A 23,804-nucleotide genomic window follows, 5' to 3' on the forward strand; every position below is an offset into this window, starting at 1 on the left:
AGGCCCGGGCACGCGGTCCTCGTTCGCACGCCCGCCGAAGCTCCCAGGACGCGTGAACAGTGCGGGGGCTCTCCCAGGGGCGGACAGTGGAGAGAGGGCCCGTGCCACGAGCGTCCGAGGAGGGAGCGGTGACATGCTGCATCGAATGGTCGGAGATCTCATGACGAAGGCCGTGGTGAGTGTCCAGCGGGACACGGGCTTCAAGGACATCGCCGAGCACCTCGCAGAGCACGACGTCACGGCGGTACCGGTCGTCGACGACCAGGGCCGCCCGGTCGGCGTGGTGTCGGAGACGGACCTGCTGCGCAAACAGGAAAGCCAGGCGGATCCGGGCGGACACCTGGCCGCCGCGCACCTGCTGCCCGCGGAACGGGCCAAGACCCACGCGCTGACCGCCGAGGGGCTGATGACCAGCCCGGCCGTTACGGCCCGACCCCAGTGGTCGGTCGTGGAAGCGGCCCGTGCCATGGCCCGCCACCACGTCAAACGGCTCCCCGTCGTGGACGACGCCGGCCAGCTGGTGGGCATCGTCAGCCGCAGCGACCTGCTGCGCGTCTTCCTGCGGCGTGACTTCACGATCGGCGAGGAGATCACGACGGACGTCCTGACCCGAACCCTCGGCCTGGCCCCTGGCGCGGTCACCGTCCAGGTCACCGACGGACGGGTGACGCTCAGGGGGACCCTGCCCCAGGAGAGCCTCATCCCCATCGCGGTACGCCTGGCCGAGAGCGTCGACGGAGTCGTCGACGTCACGAGTCACCTGCGCGCCGAGAACAACGCCGAAGCCGGCACACCACGGCGGTGACCCGCATCCATGCCGCGCACGAGCTCACCGACATGGTCGTCGTCATTGTGGCTTGAGCGGCGTGATGCCCGGAGGTCGTGGCTGTCGGGCGCGATAGGTCTGCACTGCCAGGTGCTCCCGCCGGTCCGAAGCCAGCCGGGCGATGAGCTGGTGCCGCTCCGCCGTGGAGAGCCAGGCTTCGATCACGCCCTTCGGTCCGTACGGGTCGAGCAGCCGCGATCGCAGGACCGCTGTTGGTTGTCGCCCACGCTGGGGGTGGTGTCGTGCTCAGTCGTCTCGCAGGCGTCGTGGTACCTGTCTTCGGCCGTTTGAAAGTCACCACGGAAACCGGTGCCGCACCGCCTGCGGGCAGCATCATCATCGCCAACCACACATTCCTCAGCGATCCTGCGGTCGTCCTCGCCGCGCTGCGCCGCCTCGGCACCGAACCCGTCGTCCTCGCGGCTGCGCGGCTGTGGCGCATCCCCGTGCTCGGCCGTGTCCTGACCTGGGAGGGACACATCCCGGTCCACCGTCACGACCCGCGAGCCGCGCAAGCACTCCGGGACGCCCAAGCCGCACTGGCCGCAGGCCGGTCCGTCCTGCTCTACCCGGAGGGCGGGCTCCCGCACCGCAAGGGCGTTCGCGAAGCTCCGCCCCGGCCCTTCCATCCGGGCCTCTTCCACCTCGCGCGGTCGACCGGCGCCCACGTCGTGCCCCTCGGCCAGGCCGGATCCCGCGCACTGGCATCAGGCAGCCCTCTCGAACAGGCGGCGAGGCTGCTCACCGCTCCGCTGCGCCGCCCGAGACTGCACGTGCACGTCGGCGCACCGCTGTACGTCGGCAGCGAACAGACTCAGGCCCTTGCCCTGGCCCGCAGCGCGCTGACCCGGGCCTGGTGCGCCGCTGCCCGACGACTCGGCGCACCGGTGATCCCCGGCGCGCCCTGCCTACCTGGCTCCGACGGGCCTGACGCCGCGGCCGGGTGACACCAGAAGCCTTACCGAGTGTCATCTCGGTGAGCACGCCTGCGTGGTGGGTCGTCAGGGCACCGCCGTTCCACGGTAGCCACGCCGGGGCGGGAGGCCGGGCAGCACCGTGGACGGAGCCTGCGGCCGCGTGTCGGCGGACTCCTTCTGCACCGGACGACCGGCGAGGGCCGCCACGATGTCGGCTGCGGTCAGCACCCCGGCCAGACGACCGTCTTCGTCCAGCACCGGGAGGGCGTCGACTTCGGTACAGCTCATGAGGTCGGCCGCGTGGCGTACGGTCTGCTCCACGTGTACGAGCGCGGGCCGGTGGCCGGGCAGGAGTTCGTCCACGCGCAGGCCGGACAGCGAAGCGGCCGGCGCCGCACAGGCGACCGCTACCTCGGCCCTGTCCAGCAGGCCGGCACAACGACCGTCCGGACGCACGACCGGAAGGTGACGGGAACCGGAGCGCTCCAGCAACTCCCAGGCCACGAGCACGGTTTCGTCGACAGAGATCGTGACCGCGGCAGTGCGCATCACGTCGGCGACCGTCCGCGCCAAGACCTCCTGCTCACCGTGGACCGCCCCCGGCTGCTGTTCCATGGTCGCCTCCTTCTTGTTCGCGGGCGTCACCGTGGCGTCACGGGGAGGGCGTTGGTTTCCCAGCCGCGGCGGGGTGGTGGCCGTCCGGTCGCTGCTGCTGTTGCTGGAGTACGTCGAGGACCACGGATCCGTCGACGGTCTCGCGGGTGGTGAGCAGTTCGGCCAGGGCGTCCAGCGCCTTGCGGTGTTCGCTCAGCAGGGCCACGGCGCGTTTCTCGGCGTTCCGCGCCAGGCGGGCGGTCTCCTCGTCGACGATGCGCTGGGTCTGCTCCGCGTAGGGCCGGTGCAGCGTCTCTTCGGTGCTCTCGCCGCCGAGGTAGCGGGGGGCGCCGGAGCCGTATCCGACGGGGCCTAGGGCCGGGGACAGGCCGAACTCGCGGACCATGCGGGCGGCGATCTGGGTGGCGCCGGCCAGGTCGTCGGCGGCGCCGGTCGAGCCCTCACCGAAGACGACCAGCTCGGCGGCCCGGCCGCCGAGCCGCACGGTGAGCAGATCGGTCAGGTAACTCTCGCTGTACAAGTGCCGTTCAGCTTCGGGGAGTTGCTCGGTGGCGCCCAGCGCGGGCCCGGACGGCAGGATGGTGACCTTGGCGACCGGATCGGCGTGCTCGCACAACGCCGCCATCAGCGCGTGCCCGGATTCGTGGATCGCCACGGAGTGCCGTTCCTCGGGGAGCAGCGCGTTGGTGGACTCCCGCCGCCCGAGCAGCAGCCGGTCGCGGGCGTCGTCGAGGTCCTGGGCGTCGATGATGGGACCGCCGGCGCGGACGGCGTTGATGGCGGCCTCGTTGACCAGGTTGGCCAGATCCGCGCCGGAGAAGCCCGGGGTGGCCCGGGCGACGGTGTCCCAGTCGACGTCCGGCGCCAGGGTCTTGCCGCGGGCATGGACGCCCAGGATCGCCGCCCGCTCGGCCTGGTTGGGCAGCGGCACCGTCACATGCCGGTCGAAACGGCCCGGGCGCAGCAGCGCGGGGTCAAGGGCTTCGGGCCGGTTGGTCGCGGCCAGCACCACGATGCCGCTGGACTGGTCGAAACCGTCCATCTCGGCAAGGAGCTGGTTGAGGGTCTGCTCGCGTTCGTCGTTGCCGCCCAGCCGGGCGCCCCCGCCGCGGCGGCTGCCGACGGCGTCGATCTCGTCGATGAAGATGATCGAGGGGCGCGTTTGCGCGCCTCGGCGAACAGGTCGCGTACCCGTGAGGCGCCGACGCCGACGAACATCTCCACGAACGCCGAGCCGGTCACCGACAGGAACGGGACCTCCGCCTCGCCGGCCACAGCGCGGGCGATGAGGGTCTTGCCGGTGCCCGGCGGCCCCACCATGATCACACCACGTGGTCCCTTGGCTCCGGCGATCGCATAGCGCCCCGGGTTACGCAGGAAGTCGACGATCTCGCTGATCTCCTGCTTGACACCCTCGTAGCCGGCGACGTCCTCGAAGCGGGTGGTCGGCCGCTCGGTCTCGATGATCTTGGCCCGGGCACGCCCGATGGCGCTGAGCCCCCCGCCCAGTGAGCGGGCCGCCCGGCGGCCGCTCCACATGATCAGGGCGGCGAACAACAGCAGCGGCAGGAACAACACCAGCAGCGTCCCCCAAGGGCTGCCGCCGCTGCTCTGGGACGCGGTGATCTCCACGTTCTTGGACTGCAGCTGCTGCTCCAGGCGACTGTTGTCCAGGGCGGTGGGGATCCGCGTGGTGAACTTCGTACCGTCCTTCAGGGTTCCCTTGACGGCGCCCTTGTCGTTGATGTCGACCGTCTTGACCTGACCGCCGCTGACCTTGCCGACGAAGTCGCTGTACGACAGCGATGTGCCTTCCTGGGGCGAGGGGGCTCGCGTCAGCACCACGAGCAGCAGGATCAGCATGGCGACGGGCAGAAGCCAGCGCGACCAGGAAGGCGTCGGCGAGGACGCCGGCGGCTTCGGCGGCTCACGAGGAGGCCCCGGTTTGGCCGAACGCGACTGATGCCGGCCTGGCAGACGGACTGATGTGATCACCGGACGGCTCCCTTGGCGAAAGGACGAACCTCGGGCGAGGCCGTTCCCGGAATCCGAAAAGGCTGCGGATCGCAGGCGGGCGTCCCACTTCCAGGATCCACGCCTTCTCCGCCATCGAGAAGATCGAACGCACCCAGTCGGGGTCGCCTCCCACCTCGGGTCATCGCGCGGACCCAACCGGAGAAACCGGCCGACCAGGACCAGGAACCCCAGCCCTCTGCACACGATGGGTGATAAGTCTGGAAAGTACCACTTCAGGAGGTTGCCATGAAACGATCCACCCCCCAGGAGGCCCCCGAGGTCCAGGTGGAGACCAGCGGGCAGCTGCCACCACACGCGGCCGGGTACGCGCGGGACAAGGTACGAGCCGTGCTCGGACAGGCGCCGGAACCGGTTCTGTTCGCCCGGGTGAGACTGGCCCGGACAGCGAACCCGGCGGTCGAGCGGCCGGTGACCGCCCAGGCCAACGTCGACGTCAACGGCCGCCCGGCCCGCGCACACGTCGCAGGGCACACCGCCACCGAGGCCGTCGACCTGCTCCAGGACCGGCTGACAGAACAACTCGCCCGACTGGCCCAGCACTGGGAAGCCCGCCGCGGCCGGATGCCCGTCCCTGGCTCGCACGAGTGGCGCCACGGCAGTGAACCCACCCACCGACCCGACTACTATTCGCGACCGGTGGAGGAGAGGCAGATCGTCCGCCACAAGTCCTTCTCCCTCGTTCGGGAGTCACCGGACGAAGCAGTCTTCGAACTGGAATCGATGGACTACGCCTTCCATCTGTTCACCGACGCCGACTCCGGCGAGGACAGCGTGCTCTACCGGTCCGGGCCGACCGGCTACCGGCTCGCCCAGGTGCACTCCCGACCACACCCGGCTGGCAACGTGGCCGTACCACTGACTGTCAGCGAACTGCCGGCGCCCCGGATGACCGTGGCCGAAGCACAACAGCGGCTGGAGGCCACCGGTTTCCCCTTCGTGTTCTTCGCCGACGCCGGCACCGGCCGCGGCAACGTGCTCTACCACCGCTACGACGGCCACTACGGCCTGATCACACCCGCCGAGTAGCGCCCCCCCGAACACACGCTGGTGGCGGCGAGCGACGCGTTCACCGCAGCGCGACACGGCCGCGTTCAGCCCGACTATTCAGTCGTCGATCCGGTCTGGGAGGGCCTGGCCCGCGTCCGGCTCGCCGCGCATGAGGTGGGTGACGTGGTGCAGGGGCGTCGCCATCTCGCGGTTGTCGATGATCTCGCCTGCGTTGGCATGGGCGGAGAAACCAGGGAGGTTCATCGACTCGGTCCGCACCGCAACGCACCCCCGAGCAACTTCACGGCCCGGGCACGGCGCGGTCCCCCGTACAGGCCGATCGGTCCGACACAGGCGCCAGCGCAGCGCTGTCGACTCGCGACCACCGGCACCGCCCCATGGATATCCGACGAAGCGCTTTCCGACTGGTCCGCCGCCGGGCGTCGATCCATGCAGTCGGACGGCGGCCGCGATGGGCTGCCGACAGATAGCGCAGTTCCCCTGGCAGATGCTCGCCACGCGCATGGAATGCAGCGTTGGAATACGATTTATCCCAGCGCTGACTTCTGATGAAGGAGTGCTCCACGGTGAGGTAGGTGTCCGACGATGGCCCTGATCTCTTCGTTCATAGCCGCCACAGATCGGCCGGCCCGCTCCGTGCGCGCGGCGGCGAGTCATCTCCACGACCGGCTCACCGCCACACAGCCGGAGCCCGAGGACGGGCGTCGGCGCACAGGCGGAGAGGTCGTTGTCCCGGCGAGGACGCCGTCGTTCGTGCAGGGCAGTACTGCGGGTCTGGGGCCGGTGACCGTGGCGTACGAGCGACAGGGGACCGGGGAGCCGCTCATCCTGCTGCACGGCGTCGGGCATCATCGGCAAGCCTGGGACGCGATCGTGCCGCTGCTGGCCGGGCAGTACGAGACGATCACCATCGACCTGCCGGGGTTCGGAGACTCTCCCGACCTGGAGCCGGCCGTGCCGCGGGATCTGCAGACGGCTGCGGCCTGGCTGGGCGCCGTGCTCTCCGAGCTCGGCGCGGAGCGGCCACACGTGGTCGGGCATTCGCTGGGCGGACTGATCGCTCTGCATCTGGGCCAGGCCGGGCTCGCGCGCAGCGTGACGGCCCTGGCGCCAGCCGGGTTCTGGACCGACACCGAACGGCGCCGCACCTACGCCATGCTGACTGCGGCCCGACACAGCGTGCGCCTGCTGCCGGATACAGCCATGGTCCGTCTGGCGCACACGGCGACCGCTCGGACCGCGCTGGCCGGCACACTCTACGGCCGACCGGACAGTTGTCCGCCCGAGACGCTGATCGCCGATCTGCGCGCGCTGCGAGACGCCATCGCCTTCGGCGCAACCCTGCGGGCCGGGCGGGCCCCGAACCTGTTCACGGGGGACATCCCCGAGGTGCCGGTCACCATCGCCTGGGGCGCCCGCGACCGCATCCTGCCGCCCCGACAGGCCGCTCGCGCCCGGGCCATGATCCCCGGAGCCCGGCTGGTGCATCTGCCCGACTGCGGCCACATACCGATGAACGACGCCCCCGACCTCGTCGCCCGCGTAATCCTTGAGGCGATCCCATCGGCAGTCGCCGACGAATAGTAGGCGACGGCACGTGAAAACGCTGCGGTCCCGTACTCCGTCGCAGCCAGCGTGATGATCACCTTGACGGGCACCCAGTACGGCACGCTGCGTACTCGGCTCAGCGGTTGACACCGCTCCGAGCAGGGGAAGTCGTCATCGGCCCGCAGCAGGCCGATGCCCTCCCAGCCGAACAGGGCGCCGAACAGAACCGCCCAGACCAGCTATCCGATCACCGGATGCTCCGCCGCTGCATGCCGTACATGCCTGTGCAACGGCTGTTTTCCATGGTTCCGTCCCAGCGGACGCCCGTATCGACTCCGACGGGGCACGGCGGGCCTGGCGTCCCGGGTCCGGAACGGTGACGGCGGCCGTGACAACAAACGGCTCCGGATTCAGCCCTCCAGGCCGCTGCATTACGCGGAACGCGGGCCTGGGGTGCAGGGTGCACACCTTTGCCTCATGGAGCGCTCGATCCCGTCAGCTCCGAGGCCGTCCAGGCGTCGCACTCAGCGTTGGTCAGCGAATCGCACTGAATACAACCGCGGCGGCCAGCCCTCCAAGCAGGGCGCCGACGACGGTCTGGGAGGGAGTGTGGTCGCGAAGCGCGACGCGAGACCAGCCGATCGCCGCGATGCCGAGTACCAGCGGTGCCATGCTCATGCCGAAGGCGAGGAGCAGGATCACGACCACTCCGCTGGCGACGGCGGTGTGGACCGAGACCTTCCACCAGATGGTCACAATCACGGTCATGATCAGGCCGACGAGCATGGCGACGACCAATGCGAACACCTCGCGGGGCGCCTGGAGGACGACGAGCAGCGAGATGCCGATGAGTACCGACGCCATCGTGGCGAGGAGTGGGACGGCGCGCTGCTCACGGACTCGTATGTGCTTGTCGGTCCAGTTGCCGCGTTTCAGGCCGAGCACGATGACGGCGAACGGGATGCCGCCGCAGAACAGGGCGGCCAGCAGGCCCCAGCCGAGCCCTGTGGCGCTGCTGGTGCTGTGCCAGCCGATGATCAGCAGGATGGCGATGACGAGGTTGGCCGGCGCGAGGGTGTCGGTGATGAGGCGGGCCGTGCGGCTTTCGGTCACGGTGTCGTCTCCAGTGTTTGGGCGTGGTCGAGCTTGGCGGCGAAGGCACGGGTGAGGTCGGAGTCGTAGGCCCTGGCGAGCTGTTTGAGCGCCTGGATCTCGCTGGGCAGGTCCCGTCCGCCGCTGGCGGGCGGGAGGGGCTCGCCGGACGAGGGCTCGTTGCGCTGCCGGGACTGCGTGGCGCCGATGATCCAGCAGGCTTCGGCGGCAACGTCGGCTTGGGCGCCGATGAGACCGGATGCCGCGACATGGGCACGGGCCTGGTTACGAAGGCTGCCGGGGGCCATGGTCGCTGAGGGTCAGGACGGCATCCCTGATCTCGATGGTGCGGCGGTACAACCGGTCGTGGACATGCCGGGGGAAGAGAGTTTCGGAGATCCTGCTGCGCGGCGGGTCGAGGCGGACGACAGGTACCGCGTCCGTGAGGCTCTGCCAGAGCGGGTAGAGCTGCAGCAGGTCGCGGTATTCCCGGGACCAGCGGCGCAGACCTCCGGCGGCTGGCAGCGTGCTGCCGCTCAGGATGAAGAGCAGCGCGCCGAAGAACAGAAGACCGCTGATCATCTCGCTCGCACTGGCGGGTATGGGACTGTGGTCCAGAAACCCTAGGGTCACCGAGACCACGCGGTGCGCGGCGTACGCGATTCCGATCGTGGTGCCGATGCCGGTGAGGCGCAGACCGCGGCCGAGCAGGCCGGTGTCGGGCTGGCGCCCCCGGCGCCAGCACAGGCGCGAAGCACTGAACAGTGCCGCCCCAAGGTACGCCGTAAACACCACTCCGTAGGCGGTGATGTGCCAATCGGTGGCGTACTCGGTGAGCAGGTCGACCGCTTCGTACGGCTGCGGGGCGGCGAAAAACAGCGCGGCGATGAGGGCTGCCGCGGTGAAGGGGACGAGGAGGTGGAGGCGGGAGGATCTGAGACCGGTCGTCTTCTCCTGGGCCATGTTGTGGACGATGGTGAGCACCGCGTGCGCCGCGGCGATGCCGCTGATGTGTTTGCCCAGGGAGCTCAGGTTGTTGACCTGGAGGGGCGGCGTCCACAGGTGCGGCGATGGCGTGGAGTCTGAGCGTCATGGCGACCGCCAGTGCGAGGAAGGCGGCCCACAAGGCGCGTTTGCTGGGATCACGCCATGCGGCCGGGGTGCGCCAGGCGGCAACCAGCCACAGCATGACCGCAGGAAGTATGTCGACCATTCCCGGACTCTGCTTACGAGTCGCTGAGCGCGTCGCCCAGGCGCTGGATGACACTGCTGCGCGAGGTCTTACCGGTACGGGAGGTGGCGACTCTGCTGGCGATCAAGCCGGCCAACCGCTCGGCGTCGCGTTCATCGTCGGTGCCGTAGCTGGGTCGGGTGAGGAAGCTGCGGACGGTGACGGGATCGATGTCCGCGAACAAGCCCCCGCCTCCTGACTGGACACCGTCGAGGATCGACGTGTGGCCCAGGACCATGTGCGCGATCTCGTGCAGGATGATGTGGTCCTGGTGCAGCGGACTGGTCGCTGCCTCATGGAAGATGTGGTCGGCTTTCTCGGTGGCGATCCAGACGCCGCAGGGAGCGTCGGTGCCGGAGATACCCGGGACGCTGTGCAGGTGGAGCGCACGACCGCGTTGTGCCGCCAGTCGGTCACAGAAAACCTGGACGTCAAAGGGGTCCGGGATGTCGAGTGAGGCGAGCAGGTCTTCGAAGTCCGGGCGGCCGTGACGTCCGTCGCCCGGTTGCTCGCGTCGCCTACGCATGGGGGGCAACTCGGCTCGGGCCTTCCCCCGCGAAAGTGGACGCGCGTTCGGGTGATTATGCGGCCAGCGTGAGCTTATCGGACTCCTGCTGGTGCTGGTGTTCGTAGTCGACGGGACTGAGGTGTCCGTTGGCGGAGTGCCTGCGGCGGGTGTTGTAGCGGGTGAGCCACCGGAAGACGGTGCGTCGGCAGAGTTCCGCTCCCGGGTAGTGGTGGGCTCCGCGCAGGGTCTCCCGCTTGAGGGTGGCGTGGAAGCTCTCGCAGGCGGCGTTGTCGGCGGAGGTGCCGACCGCGCCCATGGACTGGGTGACACCCAACTCGCCACACAGGTCGGCGAATTCACGCGATGTGTACTGGGCACCGTGATCGGAGTGGAAGACCGCGCCGCTCAGACCGCCGCGGGTGGCGGCTGCCATCCGCAGGGCGTCGGCGACGAGTTCGGTGCGCATGTGGTCGGCGATGGACCAGCCGACCACCCGGCGGCTGAAGCAGTCCAGGACAGTGGCCAGATAGAGGAAGTCGCCGTCCCCGGTGGGGAGATAGGTGATGTCGCCCATGTACTTGAGCCCGGGCGCGGGGGCGGTGAAGTCCCGCTTGGTTCTGTCGGCAGTTGGTGACGTCAGTTGTTCGTGAAAGCTGACGGCACCAGGTGATGGCCCAGAAAGATGTTCGCGAATTCTGACGTCACCATCGGGGTTGCGGTGTCAAGCTGGATGTGCTCAGTAAAGGACCACCCCCGATGCCGCCTGGCCAGTCGAAGGTCGAGTTGTACGCCGCGCTGCGGCGCGACTCCCGCGATGGCATGTCGAACCGAGCGTTGCAGTGCAAGTACGGCGTCACCTGGAGCACGGTCAACAAGGCCCTGACCTCGGCTTGGCCGCAGCCACGCACGACAACCGCTTCGGCGCGGCCGTCGAAGCTGGATCCGTTCACGCTGCTGATCGACGAGATCCTGCTCATTGATCTGGACGCGACCAGGAAACAGCGCCACACCGTCACCCCGGATCTACCGCCGTCTGATCGACGAGCACTCCTCGTCCGAGGCTTTGCGTTGACCACTTGAACCCGCACCGATGAGAGGGCGCAAGCGTCCTGCGAGCAATCGCGCGGTCCGGCCAGGGACTGAGAGTCCGGTGTTTATACCTTGCTCGCGACCACCATGTAGTTCTCGGCCTCAAGATCGAACGTGCTCAGTTCCGTTTGGAGTCCGACCCGGTGCAGCTCGACTTCGAGTTCCTCATACCGGTAGGGCCAGCAGGACAGCAGTTCCGAGCGGACAAGAACCAACCCGGTCGCATCAACTTGCGCGATCGCAATCTCGATGTGGTGCTCCTCCTCCCAATGCGGCGCAATCTCCCAGCGGTAGACCACGACGGCATCGCGACCGTTCCGGCGGACGAGTCGGTCACTGATCTCCAGCCGGGAACCTCTGGCCCTCACGAGTTCCCAAGTGCGGGATGTGAGTACCAAGCGCCCGCCGGGGCGCAGAAGCCGTGACATCGACTCCAGAGCAGCACCCCTGCCTGTCGCGCCCGCGGCATGGTGAAGCGAGTTGCCAACGCAGAACACCATGTCGAACGTGTTGTCCTGGAAATGGTCGGGCAACTCTTCCCAGTTCGCCCGTACGGCCCGGACGGATGCCCCGAACTCCTCAGACAACTCTGCAGTCCGACGAACCATCGCCTCGCTGGCGTCAGTTGCGACAACCTGCATGCCACGACCGGCGAGGCCAACCGCCAACTGTCCGGTTCCGCACGAACAGTCGAGGACGTGAGCGTTCGACGGCAGGAGATTGAGGACGTCGTCGAACGACGCAGCGAACTCGGCTGGAGGCAACTTTGCATCCGAGATGAGCCATTCGTACACCTCGGCAAGCACGTCATAGCCTGTCACAACCACTACCTCCGTCACGCGGCAGACTCACGGTAGGACGTCAGTCCATCAGCGGAGCAAGCCGGGCACCAATGGTTTTCGCAAGGATGGCTCTGGCGGTGTTTGTGGGTTGTCAGTTGTCCGTCTGAGTGGATGTCACCGGCTGGTTAGCTGGGAAGTTGTTCGTGAGAAGTAGTGTCACTCGCGGGGTTGCGGTGGCAAGGTGAATGTGCTCAGTGAAGGAGCACCGCCGATGCCGCCTGGTCAGTCGAAGGTCGAGTTGTATGCCGCGCTGCGGCGTGACGCTCGCGAGGGCATGCCGAACCGGGCGCTGGAGCGCAAGTACCGGGTGGGCTGGCGGACTGTTCAGAAGGCGCTGAGTTCGGCGTGGCCGCAACCTCGGGAACCGTACGCGCCTCGCCGTTCCAAGCTGGATCCGTTCAAGCCGGTGATCGACCAGATGCTGCTGGCTGATCTGGATGCGCCGAGGAAGCAGCGTCACACGGTGGTCCGGATCTATCGCCGGTTGATCAACGAGCACGCGATGGACGACGTGTCCTACCAGGTCGTGCACGCCTACGTCGCCAAGCGGAAGCCGGAGATTCGGGTCGAGGCCGGCCGTGGCCCGGCGCGGGTGTTCATCGAGCAGTCGCACCTGGCCGGCGCCGAAGCCGAGGTCGACTTCGGCGAGGTCGCGGTCCGTTTGCGGGTGTGTCCAGCGAGTGGTGTAACTCGTGGGTTGGTTGTTACCGCTGGGCCGCGGTGAGGCGGCCGTCGAAGGCGATGTCGAAGGCCTGGAGGGCCGGCTTCCATCGCCTGGTCCAGCGTTTCGCGCCGTTCCCGGTCGCGTCCAGGCTCATGACCGCGAGGTAGACGCACTTGAGGGCGGCCTGCTCGGTGGGGAAGTGCTCGCGGGCGCGGACGGCCTTGCGGATCCTTGCGTTCACGCTCTCGATGGCGTTCGTCGTGCAGATGATCTTGCGGATCTCCACGTCGAACTGGAGGAAGGGAACGAACTCTGCCCAGGCGCGTTCCCAGAGCCGCACGATGGCCGGGTACTTCGCTCCCCATTCCTCGGAGAACTCCAGGAACCGCTCCATGGCGGCCTCCTCGGTCGGCGCCGTGTAGACCGGGCGGAGGGCCTTGGCGATCTTCTCCCAGTCCTGCCGGCCCGCGTACTTGAAGCTGTTGCGGAGCAGGTGAACGACGCACGTTTGCACGATCGTCGCAGGCCAGACGGTGTTCACCGCGTCCGGGAGCCCGGTCAGTCCGTCACAGACCAGCATCAGGACGTCCCACACCCCACGGTTCTTGATCTCGGTGAGGACCTGGAGCCAGTACTTGGCGCCCTCGCCGCCGTCACCGATCCACAGGCCCAGAATGTCGCGCGTGCCCTCGGCGGTCACGGCCAGCACCATATAGACAGGACGGTTCGCGACCTGCCCGTCCCGGACCTTGACGTGCACACAGTCGATGAAGACCACCGGATACACGGCGTCCAGGGGCCGGTTCTGCCATTCCAGCATGCCGGCGACCACCCTGTCGGCGATCGTGGAGATGGCCTGCTTCGACACCTCGGTCCCGTAGACATCGGCGAGGTGCGCGGAGATCTCCCCGTGCGTGAGGCCCTTGGCGGACAGCGACAAGACCATCTCGTCGATCCCGCCGAGCCGCCGCTGCCGCTTCTTGACCAGCATCGGCTCGAACGTGCCCGCCCGGTCCCGCGGAACGTCGATCCCGACCGGGCCGACCTCGGTGACCACCGTCTTGGCCCGACGCCCGTTGCGGTAGTTCTCCCGCCCGCCCTCGGACTTCTCGCCGTGCTCGTGGCCCAGATGGTCGGTCAGCTCACCCTCCAGGGCGGACTCCAGCACCCGCTTGGTCAGCTGTTGCAGCAGACCTCCCTCACCGGTCAGCCGCAGCCCATCGGCCTGGGCCCGCGCCACCAGCTGGGCGACCAACTCGTCATCCACACCGGCTGCCAGCTCTTCTGCCCGGCCCTCGGCCTCGGTGACACTCACGTCAGTCATTAACTTCCGCTTCCTGCTCGGGAGTTACACCGAACACCGTACAGACCCTCACTCAAGAAGACCCGCGCCCTCCCCAACTGGTCCCCAAGAACGATCAAGGGCCGGTTTCGGATGCCTCCGAAACCGGCCCTGACCTGCGACTGTCTCCAGTCGGGACGACAGGATTTGAACCTGCGACCCCTTGACCCCCAGTCAAGTGCGCTACCAAGCTGCGCCACGTCCCGGTGCCTGTCTGACCTGGGGTTTCCCCTGGCCGAACGTGCATGGAAACAATACCGCACTCGGGTCGGTGGTCGCGCACCCGTTTATCCGGCACCGCCGCCGCGACGCCGGTGAACGGGGCCTCAGTCCCCCGTCGGCGGCCCCAGCTCGGGATAGGCCTCCAGCAGCCTCGGCGGTGCCGCCTGGCGCCAGGAGTCGGCGAGGATGTCGCGCAGTTCGCCGTCGTCCTCCAGGGCGGCGAGGCGGGCCCGCACCCAGGCGAACTGGGCCTCGTGGTCCGCGATCCAGAACTTGTCCGGCTCGGCCAGGACCAGTTCGTCGCGCTCCTCCTTGGGGCAGCGCACGGCGATGGAGGTCTCGTCCTCCGGCAATGTGGCGAACATCTTCCCCGCGACCCGGAACGTGGGCATGCTCCAGGCGATCTTCTCCGTCGTATCCGGCAGTGACAGGGCGATACGGCGTACGTCTTCGACATCCGGCATGAGACGCACCGTAGCGGCTGCCACTGACAATCACCTGGTGAGGGCGCCCGCACCCACGTGCTTGTAGTAGAGGGTCGTCGGCCGCAGCACTCCGCCCGGGTCAGCCGCGTAGTCGGGGATGACACCGGCCCGCGTCCAGCCGGCCCAGCGGTAGAGGTGCTCGGCGGGGCTGTCGGTCTCGGTGTCCAGGTGGAGCAGAGCGATGCCCGCCCCGGCCGCCGCGGCCTCGGCGGTCGCCAGGAGACTGCGCCCGAGGCCCCGACCGCGCGCGTCCCGGTGCACCATCAGCTTCACCAGCTCCGCGCGATGGCGGCTGTTGGGCTTGTCGGGCATGGCCAGGCTGACGGTGCCGATCGTGCGGCCGGCGTCCTGTGCCGTCCACACGGCGAGTCGTCCGGCGGCCACGCCCGCCGCCCGCTCCTTCCACCAGGCGACGGCCGCCGCGGGGTCGAGCGGCGCGAGGAAGCCCACCGAGGCGCCGCCGTCCACCGTGTCGACCAGCAGCTCGGCCAACTCGGCCGCACAGTCCAGCAGTTGGGTCTCGTCCAGCCGGGTCACCATCACGGTCGTACCACCGCCAGTACGTACCGCGCCGACCCGGACCCGGCGCACCGGAACCGCGTCGGCCCCCACACCCGCAGCCGCAGGCAGTCCCCGGCGTCGAGGTGGCGCACAGCCTCCTGAGCCGTCACGTCGAGCGCCCCTTCCAGCACCCAGATGTGCTGTTCCAGCCCCGGCACGGGCGGCCGGTCGTAGGCGATGTCGGCGCCCGCGGCGAGCCGTCCCTCGACGAGTTCGCCGCGCAGCCCGGTGTGCGGCGGTGACACGGACCGCCGTACGAACCCGGAGGCCCGGTCCTCCCACACCTGTTGCTCGGCGGCCCGCACCAGCAGGGCCGGCTCTGCCTCGATCTCGCCGAGCAGTTGGGACATGGTCCGGCCGTACACGGCGCACAGGCGGTTCAGCATCGAGGCGGTGGGACTGATCTCGGCCCGTTCGGCCCGGGAGAGCGTCGACCTGCTCACACCGCTGCGCTCCGCCAGCTCTCCGAGGGACCAGCCGTGTTCGGCGCGCAGCTCGGCGAGGCGAGCGCCCAGGCGGACGTCGACGGGGTCAGGAGCGGGCGTGCCCCGATCTGTCGCTTGTCTCATATTCGGGAAGCTATCCCATATACGAAACGGGCGCGTTACGGAGAACTCACGTCTGTGCCGCCTCGCCCAGGGCATCCAGCACAGGCCGGATCAGCGGATGCCCCTCCGCGCCACGCCGTACGGCCGCGAAGACCCGCCGGGTCGGCGCCACTCCGTCGACGGGCCGGACGACCACGCCCGTGAGGTCCATGCCACGCAGGGCCGAGCGCGGTACGAGGGCCACCCCCGCGTCCGCCGACGCCAGCGCCACGACCGCGCGGAAGTCGTCGGAGGAGTGCTCCAGGCGCGGCTGGAAACCGGCGTTCTCGCAGGCCAGGACCACCACGTCATGGCAGGGATTGCCGGGGTACGGGCCGATCCACGGGTCCTTGGCCAGCTCCGCGAGCGGCACCTCCTCAGCGTCGGCGAGGCGGTGCGCGACCGGGACGACCGCGTCGAAGGGCTCCGCGTACAGCGGGACGTGGCTGAGGCGGGGGTCGTCGGCGGGCGGCGCCCCGCGGTACTCGACGGCCACCGCGACGTCGACCTGCCGGTCCAGCACCATCGGCAGGCTGGCGTCGCCCTCGGCGTCCTGGACGCGGAGGCGGATGCCGGGCGCCGAGGCGGCGAGGCGGGCCACGGCGGGCGCGACGACCTGGGCGATGCCGGTGGCGAAGGAGGCGACGGTGACGGTGCCGGCCGCGCCCGAGCTGTACGCCGCCAACTCGGCCTCTGCGCGCTCCAGTTGGGCAAGGACGGCGTTGGTGTGGCTGAGCAGGATCTCACCGGCCGGGGTCAGCCGTACGCCCTTCGCGCCGCGCTCGACCAGGCGGTGGCCGGTCTCCTGCTCGAGAGCGGTCAGCTGCTGGGAGACCGCCGACGGCGTGAGATACAGCGCGGCGGCAGCCGCCGTGACCGTGCGGTGGTCGGCCACCGCACGGAGGATGTGGAGCCGCCGCGCTTCGATCACGGGATCGATTGTCTCAAATGCCCCCTGCGCCCCCCGCTCAGCCCTCCAGCTCCGCCCGCGCCGCCACGAAGGCGTCCACCACGCGGTTCACGTCCTCCGTCGAGTGCGCGGCCGACAGCTGCACCCGGATCCGGGCCTGGCCCTGCGGTACGACCGGGTACGAGAAGCCGATCACGTACACGCCCCGCTCCAGCAGCAGCTCCGCCATGCGGGCCGCCTTCGCCGCGTCGCCGATCATCACAGGTGCGATGGCGTGGTCACCGGGGAGGATGTCGAAGCCCGCGTCCGTCATACGTTGGCGGAACAGGGCGGTGTTCGCGGCGAGCTTCTCCCGCAGGTCCCCCGCCGACTCCAGCAGGTCGAGCACCTTCAGGGAGGCCGCGGCGATCACCGGGGCCAGGGTGTTCGAGAAGAGGTACGGGCGGGAGCGCTGGCGCAGCAGGGCGACGATCTCCGCGCGGGCCGCCACATAGCCGCCCGACGCGCCGCCCAGCGCCTTGCCGAGCGTGCCGGTGATGATGTCGACACGGTCCATGACGCCGTGCAGCTCGGGGGTGCCACGGCCGCCGGGACCGACGAAACCGACGGCATGCGAGTCGTCGACCATGACCATCGCGTCGTAGCGGTCGGCGAGGTCGCAGATCTCCCGCAGCGGCGCCACATAGCCGTCCATGGAGAAGACGCCGTCGGTGACGATCAGCTTCCTGCGCGCGCCCTCGGCCTCCTTCAACTGCCGTTCCAGGTCGGCGAGATCACGGTTGGCGTAGCGGAAGCGGCGGGCCTTGGAGAGGCGGATGCCGTCGATGATCGACGCGTGGTTGAGGGCGTCGGAGATCACCGCGTCCTGCTCGCCGAGCAGCGTCTCGAAGACACCGCCGTTGGCGTCGAAGCAGGAGGAGTACAGGATCGTGTCCTCCTGGCCGAGGAAGGCGGACAGCCGCGCTTCCAGCTCCTTGTGCACCTCCTGTGTGCCGCAGATGAAGCGCACGGAGGCCATGCCGTAGCCCCAGCGGTCGAGGGCCTCGTGGGCGGCCGCGATCACTTCGGGGTGGTCGGCGAGGCCGAGGTAGTTGTTGGCGCAGAAGTTGAGGACCTCGCCGGGACGGCCGCCCGCGGTGACGCTCACGGTCGCGGACTGCGGGGTGCCGATGACGCGCTCGGGCTTGTGCAGACCGGCGGCGCGGATCTCGTCGAGGGTGGCGCGGAGGTCGTCGCGCACGGAGTCGAACATCTCAAAGCTCCTAGGAATGCAGATGACTTACGCGGGTGACTTACGCGGTCCAGTCGAGGATGACCTTGCCGCCGCAGCCGCTCGCCGCGTCGGCGAACGCCGCCTCGAAGTCGCGGTAGCCGTACCGGCCGGTGATCACGGGGGCGAGGTCGAGGCCGCCTTCCAGCAGGACGGACATCGCGTACCAGGTCTCGAACATCTCGCGGCCGTAGATGCCCTTGATGGTGATCATCGAGGTGACGACACGGGCCCAGTCGACCGGGAACTCCTGCGCCGGCAGGCCGAGCATCGCGATCCGGCCGCCGTGCGTCATGTTGGCGATCATGTCGCGCATCGCCTCGGGGCGGCCGGACATCTCCAGGCCGATGTCGAAGCCCTCGCGCAGGCCCAGCTCCCGCTGTCCGTCGGCAACTCGAGCCTGCGACACATTCAGTGCCAGACTCACGCCGATCTTGCGGGCCAGTTCCAGGCGCTCCTCGCTGACGTCGGTGATCACGACGTGGCGCGCGCCCGCGTGCCGGGCCACCGCGGCCGCCATCAGGCCGATCGGGCCGGCGCCGGTGATCAGGACGTCCTCGCCGACCAGCGGGAAGGACAGCGCGGTGTGCACGGCGTTGCCGAACGGGTCGAAGATCGCGGCGACGTCGAGGTCGACGGGAACGCGGTGCACCCACACGTTGGCGGCGGGCAGGGCGACGTACTCGGCGAAGGCACCGTGCCGTCCGACGCCGAGCCCGACCGTGGCCCGGCACAGGTGGCGGCGTCCGGCGAGGCAGTTGCGGCACTTGCCGCACACCAGGTGGCCCTCGCCGCTGACCCGGTCACCGGGCTTGATGTCCGCCACGTCCCGGCCGGTGTCGACGACCTCGCCGACGAACTCGTGCCCGAGCACCAGCGGGGTGCGGATCGCCTGCTGCGCCCAGCCGTCCCAGGACCGGATGTGCAGGTCGGTGCCGCAGATGCCGGTGCGCAGCACCTTGATCAGTACGTCACCGGGGCCGACGGCCGGTTCCGGGACGTCCGCGAGCCAGAGCCCGGGCTCCGCCTTCTCCTTGACCAGCGCCTTCACGCTACGGCTCCTGTGGGTGAGTTCCCGGTCGCGGACATGCCGAAGGCGCCCGTGACCAGGGAGAGGGGTGGAATCGCGTAGCAATCTGCCGTACGGCGGCGTCCTGGTCCATCGAGGATTTCTTAAGCGGAGCCGCAGCTTTCCTTCACGCCGGCTGCCCCCGCTCGAAATGAGCGCTCAGCTCCGGCTCCGGCGGCGGTACGTCCCGTACGGCACCGCCCGCGCGCAGCGACTCCGTCGCCCCGGCTGAAAACCCGGCCAACTCCCCTGGCCCACGCGGACATGCAGACATGCCGAATTCGGCGTTCACAGCGGGAATCCGTCGGCTTCCCGCCGCTCCAGCCGCATCACCAGCTCCGCCGCCGACGCCTTGATGGTCTCCAGACCGGCCCTCCCCCACGGCCGCGGCTGCACGTCGACCACACACACCGTGCCCAGCACCATGCCCGTGGCGGCGATGAGCGGAGCGCCCAGATAGGAGCGGATGCCGAACTCGTCGACGACCGGGTTGCCCGCGAACCGCGGGTAGTCGCAGACGTCCTCCAGGACCAGCGCCTTGCGCCGGACGACCACATGGGGACAGAAGCCATGGTCGCGTTCCATGTGGCGGCCCAGCTCCGGCTTCCGGTCGTCGACGCGCACGACGGGGCGGACGTCCGGGGTGTGCAGCCCCGCGAAGAACTGCCGGTTCTCGTCAATGAAGTTGACCATGGCGTACGGCGCCCCGGTCAGCTCGGCGAGGTAGTCCGCGAAGGCGTCGAGTGCGGGGTCCGGGCGCTCGCCCAGGCCCAGCAGGCGCAGCTGACGCGCGCGGGCGGGCGCCTCCTTGTCGTCGGGCGTGAGCAGCAGCCGACCTGCCGGGCGGGGCGGGTCATAGCTCATGGGCGGGTTCCGTCGCTGTGGACGTACGTCATATGCGGCTCCGTGGCTGTGTGTGCGGGTGTCACATGTGGGCGCCGTGGCTCGGCGCGGTCACCGGCGCGTGGGTGATGAGGTGGCGGACCAGGGTCAGCAGGGTCTGGACCCCGGAGCTGGAGATCCGGGCGTCGCAGCGGACGACGGGGATCTCCGGCGGGAGGTCGATGGCGGTGCGGACCTCCTCGGGTTCGTAGCGGTACCCGCCGTCGAACTCGTTGATCGCGACGATGAAGCCGAGACCGCGCTGTTCGAAGAAGTCGACGGCGGCGAAGCAGTCCTCCAGTCGCCGGGTGTCGGCGAGGATCACCGCGCCGAGCGCCCCTTCCGAGAGCTCGTCCCACATGAACCAGAACCGTTCCTGTCCGGGCGTGCCGAACAGGTACAGCACATGTTCCGGATCGACAGTGATGCGGCCGAAGTCCATGGCCACCGTCGTCTCGACCTTGTTCTCGATCCCTTCGAGGCTGTCGGTCGCGGCGCTGACCGTGGTGAGCAGTTCCTCCGTACTGAGCGGCGCGATCTCACTGACCGCACCGACGAAGGTCGTCTTGCCGGCCCCGAACCCTCCCGCAACCAAGATCTTCAGTGCGGTGGGGAAGGGGTCAGAGCTGTCGTCGTAGTCCATCGAGCACTGCCTCCAGAAGAGCCCGGTCAGTCGGGTTGTGGTGGAACTCGGGGGGCTTGGTGGTGAGCGCCCCGCAGTCGACGAGGTCCGACAGCAGCACCTTGGTGACCACCGCCGGCAGCTTCAGATGAGCGGCGACCTCGGCGACCGACACGGGCAGGCGGCACAGGTCGAGTGCCTGCGCGTGCTCCAGGCCGAGATAGCCGAGAGGGGTCGCTCCGGTGGCCATCACGTGCGACAGCAGGTCGAGCGCGATGGTGGGCCGGGTGCGGCCGTTGCTGACCGTGAAGGGGCGCACAAGGCGTCCGGCCGCATCGTCCAGCCAAGGCCCGTCGCCGGCCGCCGCCACGTTCAATGCCTCATCGCAGACGGTTCGACGGCGTGCTGCCGGGGTGCGGTCACCAGGTAGGGGCGGACGCTCTTGACCAGCATCGCCATCTCGTAGCCGAGCACCGCCGCGTCGGCCTCGCGGCCGGCCAGGACGGCGAGGCAGGTGCCGGAGCCGGCAGTGGTCACGAAGAGCAGCGTCGAGTCGAGTTCGACGACGACCTGGCGCACGTCTCCGCCGTCGCCGAACCGCACGCCCGCGCTGCGGCCGAGGGAGTACAGGCCCGAGGCCAGGGCGGCCATGTGGTCGGCGCTGTCCGGGTCGAGGCCGTGAACCGACTTCACGAGCCCGTCGCAGGAGAGGAGTACCGCGCTGGTGGTGTGCGGTACGCGCTGCACGAGGCCGCTCATCAGCCAGTCGAGATCGGATACATGGCCGGTCGGCGCTTCGCTCGCCATGATGGATCGACTCCTTGGGGTACGAAGGTCTGCGGGAGCGCTGGGGGCGGGGGTGGTCTTGGGGGCGGTTGCGGGGGTGGTCATCCGGCTGGTGCGCTCCCGTCGTGCCGGGTGGTGTGGTCATGACCGGGCTCGGGCCCGGGGCGTGCCTCGGTTGTATGGGCCGGGTCCATGGGTCGTACGCCCATGGAGCGCGGCGGAGTCATGGGGGCTGCGTCTGTGTGGGGGCCGTCGTCCAGGGGCGTCGGCCGAAGCCGGGTGACGCCCAGGCGCGGGGGCTCCGGGGGCATCGACTCGCGGGTCGTCGGCTCGAAGCGGGGTGCCTCGGGTGCCGGTGCCTCGGAGGCCGGTGAGGCCGGTGAGGCCGGTGAGGCCGGTGAGGCCGGTGAGGCCGGTGAGGCCGACGTCTGGAAGCCCAACGCCGTTTCACTGGACGCCGTGTCACCGAGCCCTGTGTCTCCGAACCTCGTGGCGCCGGCCCCTGTGTCGCCAGCCCCCCTGTGCCCAGCCCCCCTGTGCCCGGACCCCATGTGCCCGGACCCCATGTGACCGGACCCCATGTGACCGGACTCCATCTCACCGGACTCCATCTCACCGGACTCCATACGCGCCGACTCCACGTGCGCCGACTCCATGTGCGGCTGGGTCTCCGCGAGGCCGATGCCGCGCTGGAAGGCCGCCATCAGGCCGGGGTCGTGGCCCGCGAGGTACTCGGAGTCCTGGCGGGGTGCCGGGCCGTCGCGGAGTTGGGGGGCGATGTGTTCCTGGGCGCGGCGGCGGGGCAGTTGGGGTTTGCCCATGGTGCCGCGGACGGTTCCACCGACGCGCGGGGCGGGCAGTGCGGCCGCGTGCTCCGTGAGGTTCTCGGCGAGCAGCGGACGGTGGTCGGGCCTGATGCCGGGTACGGCCTCCGCCGGGTTGGCCCGCTGTTCCTGGGCGCCTCGCACGGGCAGCGGCGCCGGTCCGGCGCCGTTCGCCATCGGGGCCATGCCTCGTCCGGCGTCACCCGGCTGCCGACGGGACCCGGCGTCGGCGGACGCAACCCGCTGCCCGGCCTCGGGCGCGGGCGCGGGCTGCCGCATCTGCGGACGCGGCTGCGGGTGCGACTGCGCCCGCGACTGCTGTTGCTGCGGCGACGGTACGGCGGTCCCCACCGCCCCCGTCGCTGCCCCCGCCCCGGTTTCCTGCACCCGCGATACGGCCCCGTGGCCCCCGGGCTCGGTCCCCAGCAGCGCCTGCGGCACGACGAGGACGGCCTGGACACCGCCGTAGATGTTGGTCTGCAGCCGCACGCTGATGCCGTGCCGCCGTGCGAGCTGCGACACCACGAACAGCCCGATGCGCCCGTCCGCCAGCAGGCTGGCGACGTTGACCTGGTCGGGGTCGGCGAGCAGGGCGTTCATCCGGCTCTGCTCGCCGACGGGCATGCCGAGGCCGCGGTCCTCGACCTCGACGGCGAGACCCGAGGTGACGAGGTTGGCGCGCAGCAGCACCTGGGTGTGCGGGGCGGAGAACACCGTGGCGTTCTCGACGAGTTCGGCCAGCAGGTGGATGACGTCGGCGACGGCGTGCCCGCGCAGGGTGCCGTCGATCGGCGGTACGAGCTTGACCCGCGAGTACTGCTCGACCTCGGCGATGGCCGAGCGCAGCACCTCGGTCATGGAGACCGGGTTGCTCCACTGCCGCCGGGACACGGCGCCGCCGAGCACGGCGAGGTTCTCGGCGTGGCGACGGATGCGGGTGGCGAGGTGGTCGACATGGAAGAGGCCCTTGAGCAGGTCGGGGTCCTCGATCTCGTTCTCGAGCTCGTCGAGGATCGAGATCTCACGGTGCACGAGCGACTGAAGGCGCCGCGCGAGGTTGACGAAGACCTCGAGCTTCTGTTCGCTGCCGGCCTGGCTGGAGAGCTGGGCGGCCTGCACGACGGCGGTGACGGCCCCGTCGTGGGCGCGGGCCAGGTCGGCGGCGAGCAGCTCGAAGTCGTCGGCGTCCTCGGGGGGCCCACCGCGCGGCTTGCACTGGGGCGGGCCGTCGCCGCGCCGCAGCGTCGTGACGAGGGCCCGCAGATCGGCCTCGCCGCGGGCGCTGTTGCGGCGCAGGGCGCCGATGCGGTCGCTCACGGACCTGGCGGCGCGGTCGGCGGCCACGGCGGCGATCACGATGCCCACGCAGGTCACGAAGACCGCGCCGCCGAGTACACCCCAAAGGGTGAGGCTGGAGCGGGCCCCGGTGGAGCGCACGGTGAACAGGACGGCCGCGCAGCCGCTGAGGGCGACCGCGACGGGCGGCAGCACGGCGAGCCGCAGCAGTTGGGGCCGTATGTGGGTCTCGGGCAGCGCGGGTGCGGTGCGGGCGGCGGGCGGCCGGCCGTGCCTCCCGCCCTCACGGCGGTCTGCGCGTGCGGCCGGGGCGCGGAGCTGAGACATCGGTGTCCTTGTAGTGGTCCGTCGGTCGAGGGCCTGGAGCTCGCGCGGGCTGCGCGTCTCGGGGCATGCGCCATCGCGGTGCCGGGTCGGCGCAGCCGAAGAGAATTCGGCCCTGCGTCGCCCGACGGACACTCACAGTAGTCGCCAACGCATCATGTGCAGTGGGCAGTTGACAAAGTCCCGCACGGAGCGTCCCGCTCTGGTATGAGGCTTCGTACGACAGACCTATAAGTAGTTCCGGCCT

General features: G+C 69.8%; 27 protein-coding genes, 1 tRNA gene and 2 pseudogenes. 6 read left to right on the forward strand and 24 right to left on the reverse strand.

The window, feature by feature from the left end; all coding sequences use genetic code 11:
• Window positions 1-133: 133 nt before the first annotated feature.
• Window positions 134-805 carry a CBS domain-containing protein gene (locus AQJ91_RS20360; protein WP_067023490.1) on the forward strand — a complete coding sequence of 224 codons (672 nt, stop codon included), beginning with the start codon at window positions 134-136 and terminating at the stop codon, window positions 803-805.
• 42 nt (window positions 806-847) lie between these two features.
• Here the strand turns inward: AQJ91_RS20360 and AQJ91_RS53670 are convergent, their stop codons facing one another.
• Window positions 848-991: a hypothetical protein gene (locus AQJ91_RS53670; RefSeq protein ID WP_159054613.1), complete on the reverse strand. Its 144-nt coding sequence runs from the start codon at window positions 989-991 to the stop codon at window positions 848-850.
• Between the two features lie 77 nt (window positions 992-1,068).
• Between AQJ91_RS53670 and AQJ91_RS20365 the strand changes: the two genes are divergently transcribed.
• Window positions 1,069-1,773 carry a lysophospholipid acyltransferase family protein gene (locus AQJ91_RS20365; protein WP_067023493.1) on the forward strand — a complete coding sequence of 235 codons (705 nt, stop codon included), beginning with the start codon at window positions 1,069-1,071 and terminating at the stop codon, window positions 1,771-1,773.
• 54 nt (window positions 1,774-1,827) lie between these two features.
• On the opposite strand, the gene AQJ91_RS20370 is transcribed toward AQJ91_RS20365, so the two are convergent.
• From AQJ91_RS20370 to AQJ91_RS58290, 3 genes and pseudogenes are all read right to left on the reverse strand, one after another.
• Window positions 1,828-2,358 (reverse strand): CBS domain-containing protein, encoded by a 531-nt coding sequence (locus AQJ91_RS20370; RefSeq protein WP_067023496.1) that lies wholly within the window; start codon window positions 2,356-2,358, stop codon window positions 1,828-1,830.
• 37 nt (window positions 2,359-2,395) lie between these two features.
• Window positions 2,396-2,974: an ATP-dependent metallopeptidase FtsH/Yme1/Tma family protein gene (locus AQJ91_RS58285; RefSeq protein WP_407696887.1), complete on the reverse strand. Its 579-nt coding sequence runs from the start codon at window positions 2,972-2,974 to the stop codon at window positions 2,396-2,398.
• A gap of 11 nt (window positions 2,975-2,985) precedes the next feature.
• Window positions 2,986-4,221: pseudogene (locus tag AQJ91_RS58290) on the reverse strand (AAA family ATPase); the annotation flags it as partial.
• A 399-nt stretch (window positions 4,222-4,620) separates the two neighbouring features.
• Here AQJ91_RS58290 and AQJ91_RS20380 point away from each other — a divergent pair.
• Window positions 4,621-5,421, forward strand: a complete 801-nt coding sequence (locus AQJ91_RS20380) for a sigma 54 modulation/S30EA ribosomal C-terminal domain-containing protein (RefSeq protein WP_067023499.1) — start codon at window positions 4,621-4,623, stop codon at window positions 5,419-5,421.
• Window positions 5,422-5,499: 78 nt separating this feature from the next.
• Here AQJ91_RS20380 and AQJ91_RS53675 read toward each other — a convergent pair whose 3' ends face one another.
• A complete protein-coding gene (locus tag AQJ91_RS53675; protein WP_159054614.1) occupies window positions 5,500-5,646 on the reverse strand; it encodes an MBL fold metallo-hydrolase RNA specificity domain-containing protein in 147 nt (48 codons plus the stop codon).
• A 342-nt stretch (window positions 5,647-5,988) separates the two neighbouring features.
• Between AQJ91_RS53675 and AQJ91_RS20385 the strand changes: the two genes are divergently transcribed.
• Window positions 5,989-6,987 (forward strand): alpha/beta fold hydrolase, encoded by a 999-nt coding sequence (locus tag AQJ91_RS20385; protein ID WP_079085074.1) that lies wholly within the window; start codon window positions 5,989-5,991, stop codon window positions 6,985-6,987.
• A gap of 498 nt (window positions 6,988-7,485) precedes the next feature.
• On the opposite strand, the gene AQJ91_RS20390 is transcribed toward AQJ91_RS20385, so the two are convergent.
• From AQJ91_RS20390 to AQJ91_RS20405, 5 genes and pseudogenes are all read right to left on the reverse strand, one after another.
• On the reverse strand, window positions 7,486-8,064 hold the full coding sequence (locus tag AQJ91_RS20390; protein ID WP_067023502.1) for a phosphatase PAP2 family protein: 579 nt from the start codon (window positions 8,062-8,064) through the stop codon (window positions 7,486-7,488).
• A complete protein-coding gene (locus tag AQJ91_RS49720; RefSeq protein ID WP_079085075.1) occupies window positions 8,061-8,351 on the reverse strand; it encodes a DUF6545 domain-containing protein in 291 nt (96 codons plus the stop codon). Before AQJ91_RS49720 ends, AQJ91_RS20390 begins: the two co-directional genes overlap by 4 nt.
• The gene (locus AQJ91_RS49725; protein WP_079085076.1) at window positions 8,329-9,027 is read right to left on the reverse strand and encodes an MAB_1171c family putative transporter; all 699 of its coding nucleotides are present in this window, start codon (window positions 9,025-9,027) and stop codon (window positions 8,329-8,331) included. Before AQJ91_RS49725 ends, AQJ91_RS49720 begins: the two co-directional genes overlap by 23 nt.
• Before the next feature lie 242 nt (window positions 9,028-9,269).
• Complete coding sequence (locus tag AQJ91_RS20400) at window positions 9,270-9,800, reverse strand: hypothetical protein (RefSeq protein ID WP_199847974.1); 531 nt, start codon at window positions 9,798-9,800, stop codon at window positions 9,270-9,272.
• A gap of 55 nt (window positions 9,801-9,855) precedes the next feature.
• Window positions 9,856-10,404: pseudogene (locus tag AQJ91_RS20405) on the reverse strand (IS3 family transposase); the annotation flags it as partial.
• 134 nt (window positions 10,405-10,538) lie between these two features.
• On the opposite strand from AQJ91_RS20405, the gene AQJ91_RS20410 reads away from it, so the two are divergent.
• Window positions 10,539-10,862, forward strand: coding sequence for a hypothetical protein (locus AQJ91_RS20410; RefSeq protein WP_067023504.1), 324 nt, complete (start codon window positions 10,539-10,541; stop codon window positions 10,860-10,862).
• A gap of 74 nt (window positions 10,863-10,936) precedes the next feature.
• Here the strand turns inward: AQJ91_RS20410 and AQJ91_RS20415 are convergent, their stop codons facing one another.
• The gene (locus AQJ91_RS20415) at window positions 10,937-11,692 is read right to left on the reverse strand and encodes a class I SAM-dependent methyltransferase (protein ID WP_067023809.1); all 756 of its coding nucleotides are present in this window, start codon (window positions 11,690-11,692) and stop codon (window positions 10,937-10,939) included.
• Between the two features lie 232 nt (window positions 11,693-11,924).
• Here AQJ91_RS20415 and AQJ91_RS20420 point away from each other — a divergent pair, with 232 nt between their 5' ends.
• Entirely contained in the window at window positions 11,925-12,437 is a 513-nt protein-coding gene (locus AQJ91_RS20420) for a hypothetical protein (RefSeq protein WP_067023507.1), read from the forward strand.
• Here the strand turns inward: AQJ91_RS20420 and AQJ91_RS20425 are convergent.
• The 13 genes from AQJ91_RS20425 to AQJ91_RS20485 all read right to left on the reverse strand — a co-directional run bounded on the left by AQJ91_RS20425 (window position 12,418) and on the right by AQJ91_RS20485 (window position 23,560).
• On the reverse strand, window positions 12,418-13,701 hold the full coding sequence (locus AQJ91_RS20425; protein WP_067023509.1) for an IS256 family transposase: 1,284 nt from the start codon (window positions 13,699-13,701) through the stop codon (window positions 12,418-12,420). The genes AQJ91_RS20420 and AQJ91_RS20425 overlap by 20 nt on opposite strands.
• Window positions 13,702-13,851: 150 nt before the next feature.
• Window positions 13,852-13,925: transfer RNA gene (locus AQJ91_RS20430), tRNA-Pro, on the reverse strand.
• A gap of 120 nt (window positions 13,926-14,045) precedes the next feature.
• Entirely contained in the window at window positions 14,046-14,405 is a 360-nt protein-coding gene (locus AQJ91_RS20435; protein ID WP_067023512.1) for an MmcQ/YjbR family DNA-binding protein, read from the reverse strand.
• A gap of 30 nt (window positions 14,406-14,435) precedes the next feature.
• Window positions 14,436-14,969 (reverse strand): GNAT family N-acetyltransferase, encoded by a 534-nt coding sequence (locus AQJ91_RS20440; protein WP_067023515.1) that lies wholly within the window; start codon window positions 14,967-14,969, stop codon window positions 14,436-14,438.
• Window positions 14,966-15,556, reverse strand: a complete 591-nt coding sequence (locus AQJ91_RS20445) for a helix-turn-helix domain-containing protein (protein WP_067023517.1) — start codon at window positions 15,554-15,556, stop codon at window positions 14,966-14,968. Before AQJ91_RS20445 ends, AQJ91_RS20440 begins: the two co-directional genes overlap by 4 nt.
• 46 nt (window positions 15,557-15,602) lie before the next feature.
• Window positions 15,603-16,505, reverse strand: a complete 903-nt coding sequence (locus AQJ91_RS20450) for a LysR family transcriptional regulator (RefSeq protein WP_067023519.1) — start codon at window positions 16,503-16,505, stop codon at window positions 15,603-15,605.
• A gap of 37 nt (window positions 16,506-16,542) precedes the next feature.
• A complete protein-coding gene (locus tag AQJ91_RS20455; RefSeq protein ID WP_067023521.1) occupies window positions 16,543-17,736 on the reverse strand; it encodes a glycine C-acetyltransferase in 1,194 nt (397 codons plus the stop codon).
• Between the two features lie 40 nt (window positions 17,737-17,776).
• A complete protein-coding gene (tdh, locus tag AQJ91_RS20460; RefSeq protein ID WP_067023524.1) occupies window positions 17,777-18,805 on the reverse strand; it encodes an L-threonine 3-dehydrogenase in 1,029 nt (342 codons plus the stop codon).
• Between the two features lie 306 nt (window positions 18,806-19,111).
• Window positions 19,112-19,687: a GAF domain-containing protein gene (locus AQJ91_RS20465; protein ID WP_067023527.1), complete on the reverse strand. Its 576-nt coding sequence runs from the start codon at window positions 19,685-19,687 to the stop codon at window positions 19,112-19,114.
• 61 nt (window positions 19,688-19,748) lie between these two features.
• Window positions 19,749-20,348, reverse strand: a complete 600-nt coding sequence (locus tag AQJ91_RS20470; RefSeq protein ID WP_067023530.1) for a GTP-binding protein — start codon at window positions 20,346-20,348, stop codon at window positions 19,749-19,751.
• Window positions 20,326-20,697 (reverse strand): DUF742 domain-containing protein, encoded by a 372-nt coding sequence (locus AQJ91_RS20475; RefSeq protein WP_067023535.1) that lies wholly within the window; start codon window positions 20,695-20,697, stop codon window positions 20,326-20,328. Before AQJ91_RS20475 ends, AQJ91_RS20470 begins: the two co-directional genes overlap by 23 nt.
• A gap of 2 nt (window positions 20,698-20,699) precedes the next feature.
• Window positions 20,700-21,134, reverse strand: a complete 435-nt coding sequence (locus AQJ91_RS20480; RefSeq protein WP_067023536.1) for a roadblock/LC7 domain-containing protein — start codon at window positions 21,132-21,134, stop codon at window positions 20,700-20,702.
• Window positions 21,135-21,214: 80 nt separating this feature from the next.
• A complete protein-coding gene (locus AQJ91_RS20485; RefSeq protein WP_067023537.1) occupies window positions 21,215-23,560 on the reverse strand; it encodes an ATP-binding protein in 2,346 nt (781 codons plus the stop codon).
• Window positions 23,561-23,804: the final 244 nt, after the last annotated feature.

It is taken from the genome of Streptomyces dysideae (genome assembly GCF_001514305.1).
Taxonomy (GTDB): Bacteria; Actinomycetota; Actinomycetes; order Streptomycetales; family Streptomycetaceae; genus Streptomyces; species Streptomyces dysideae.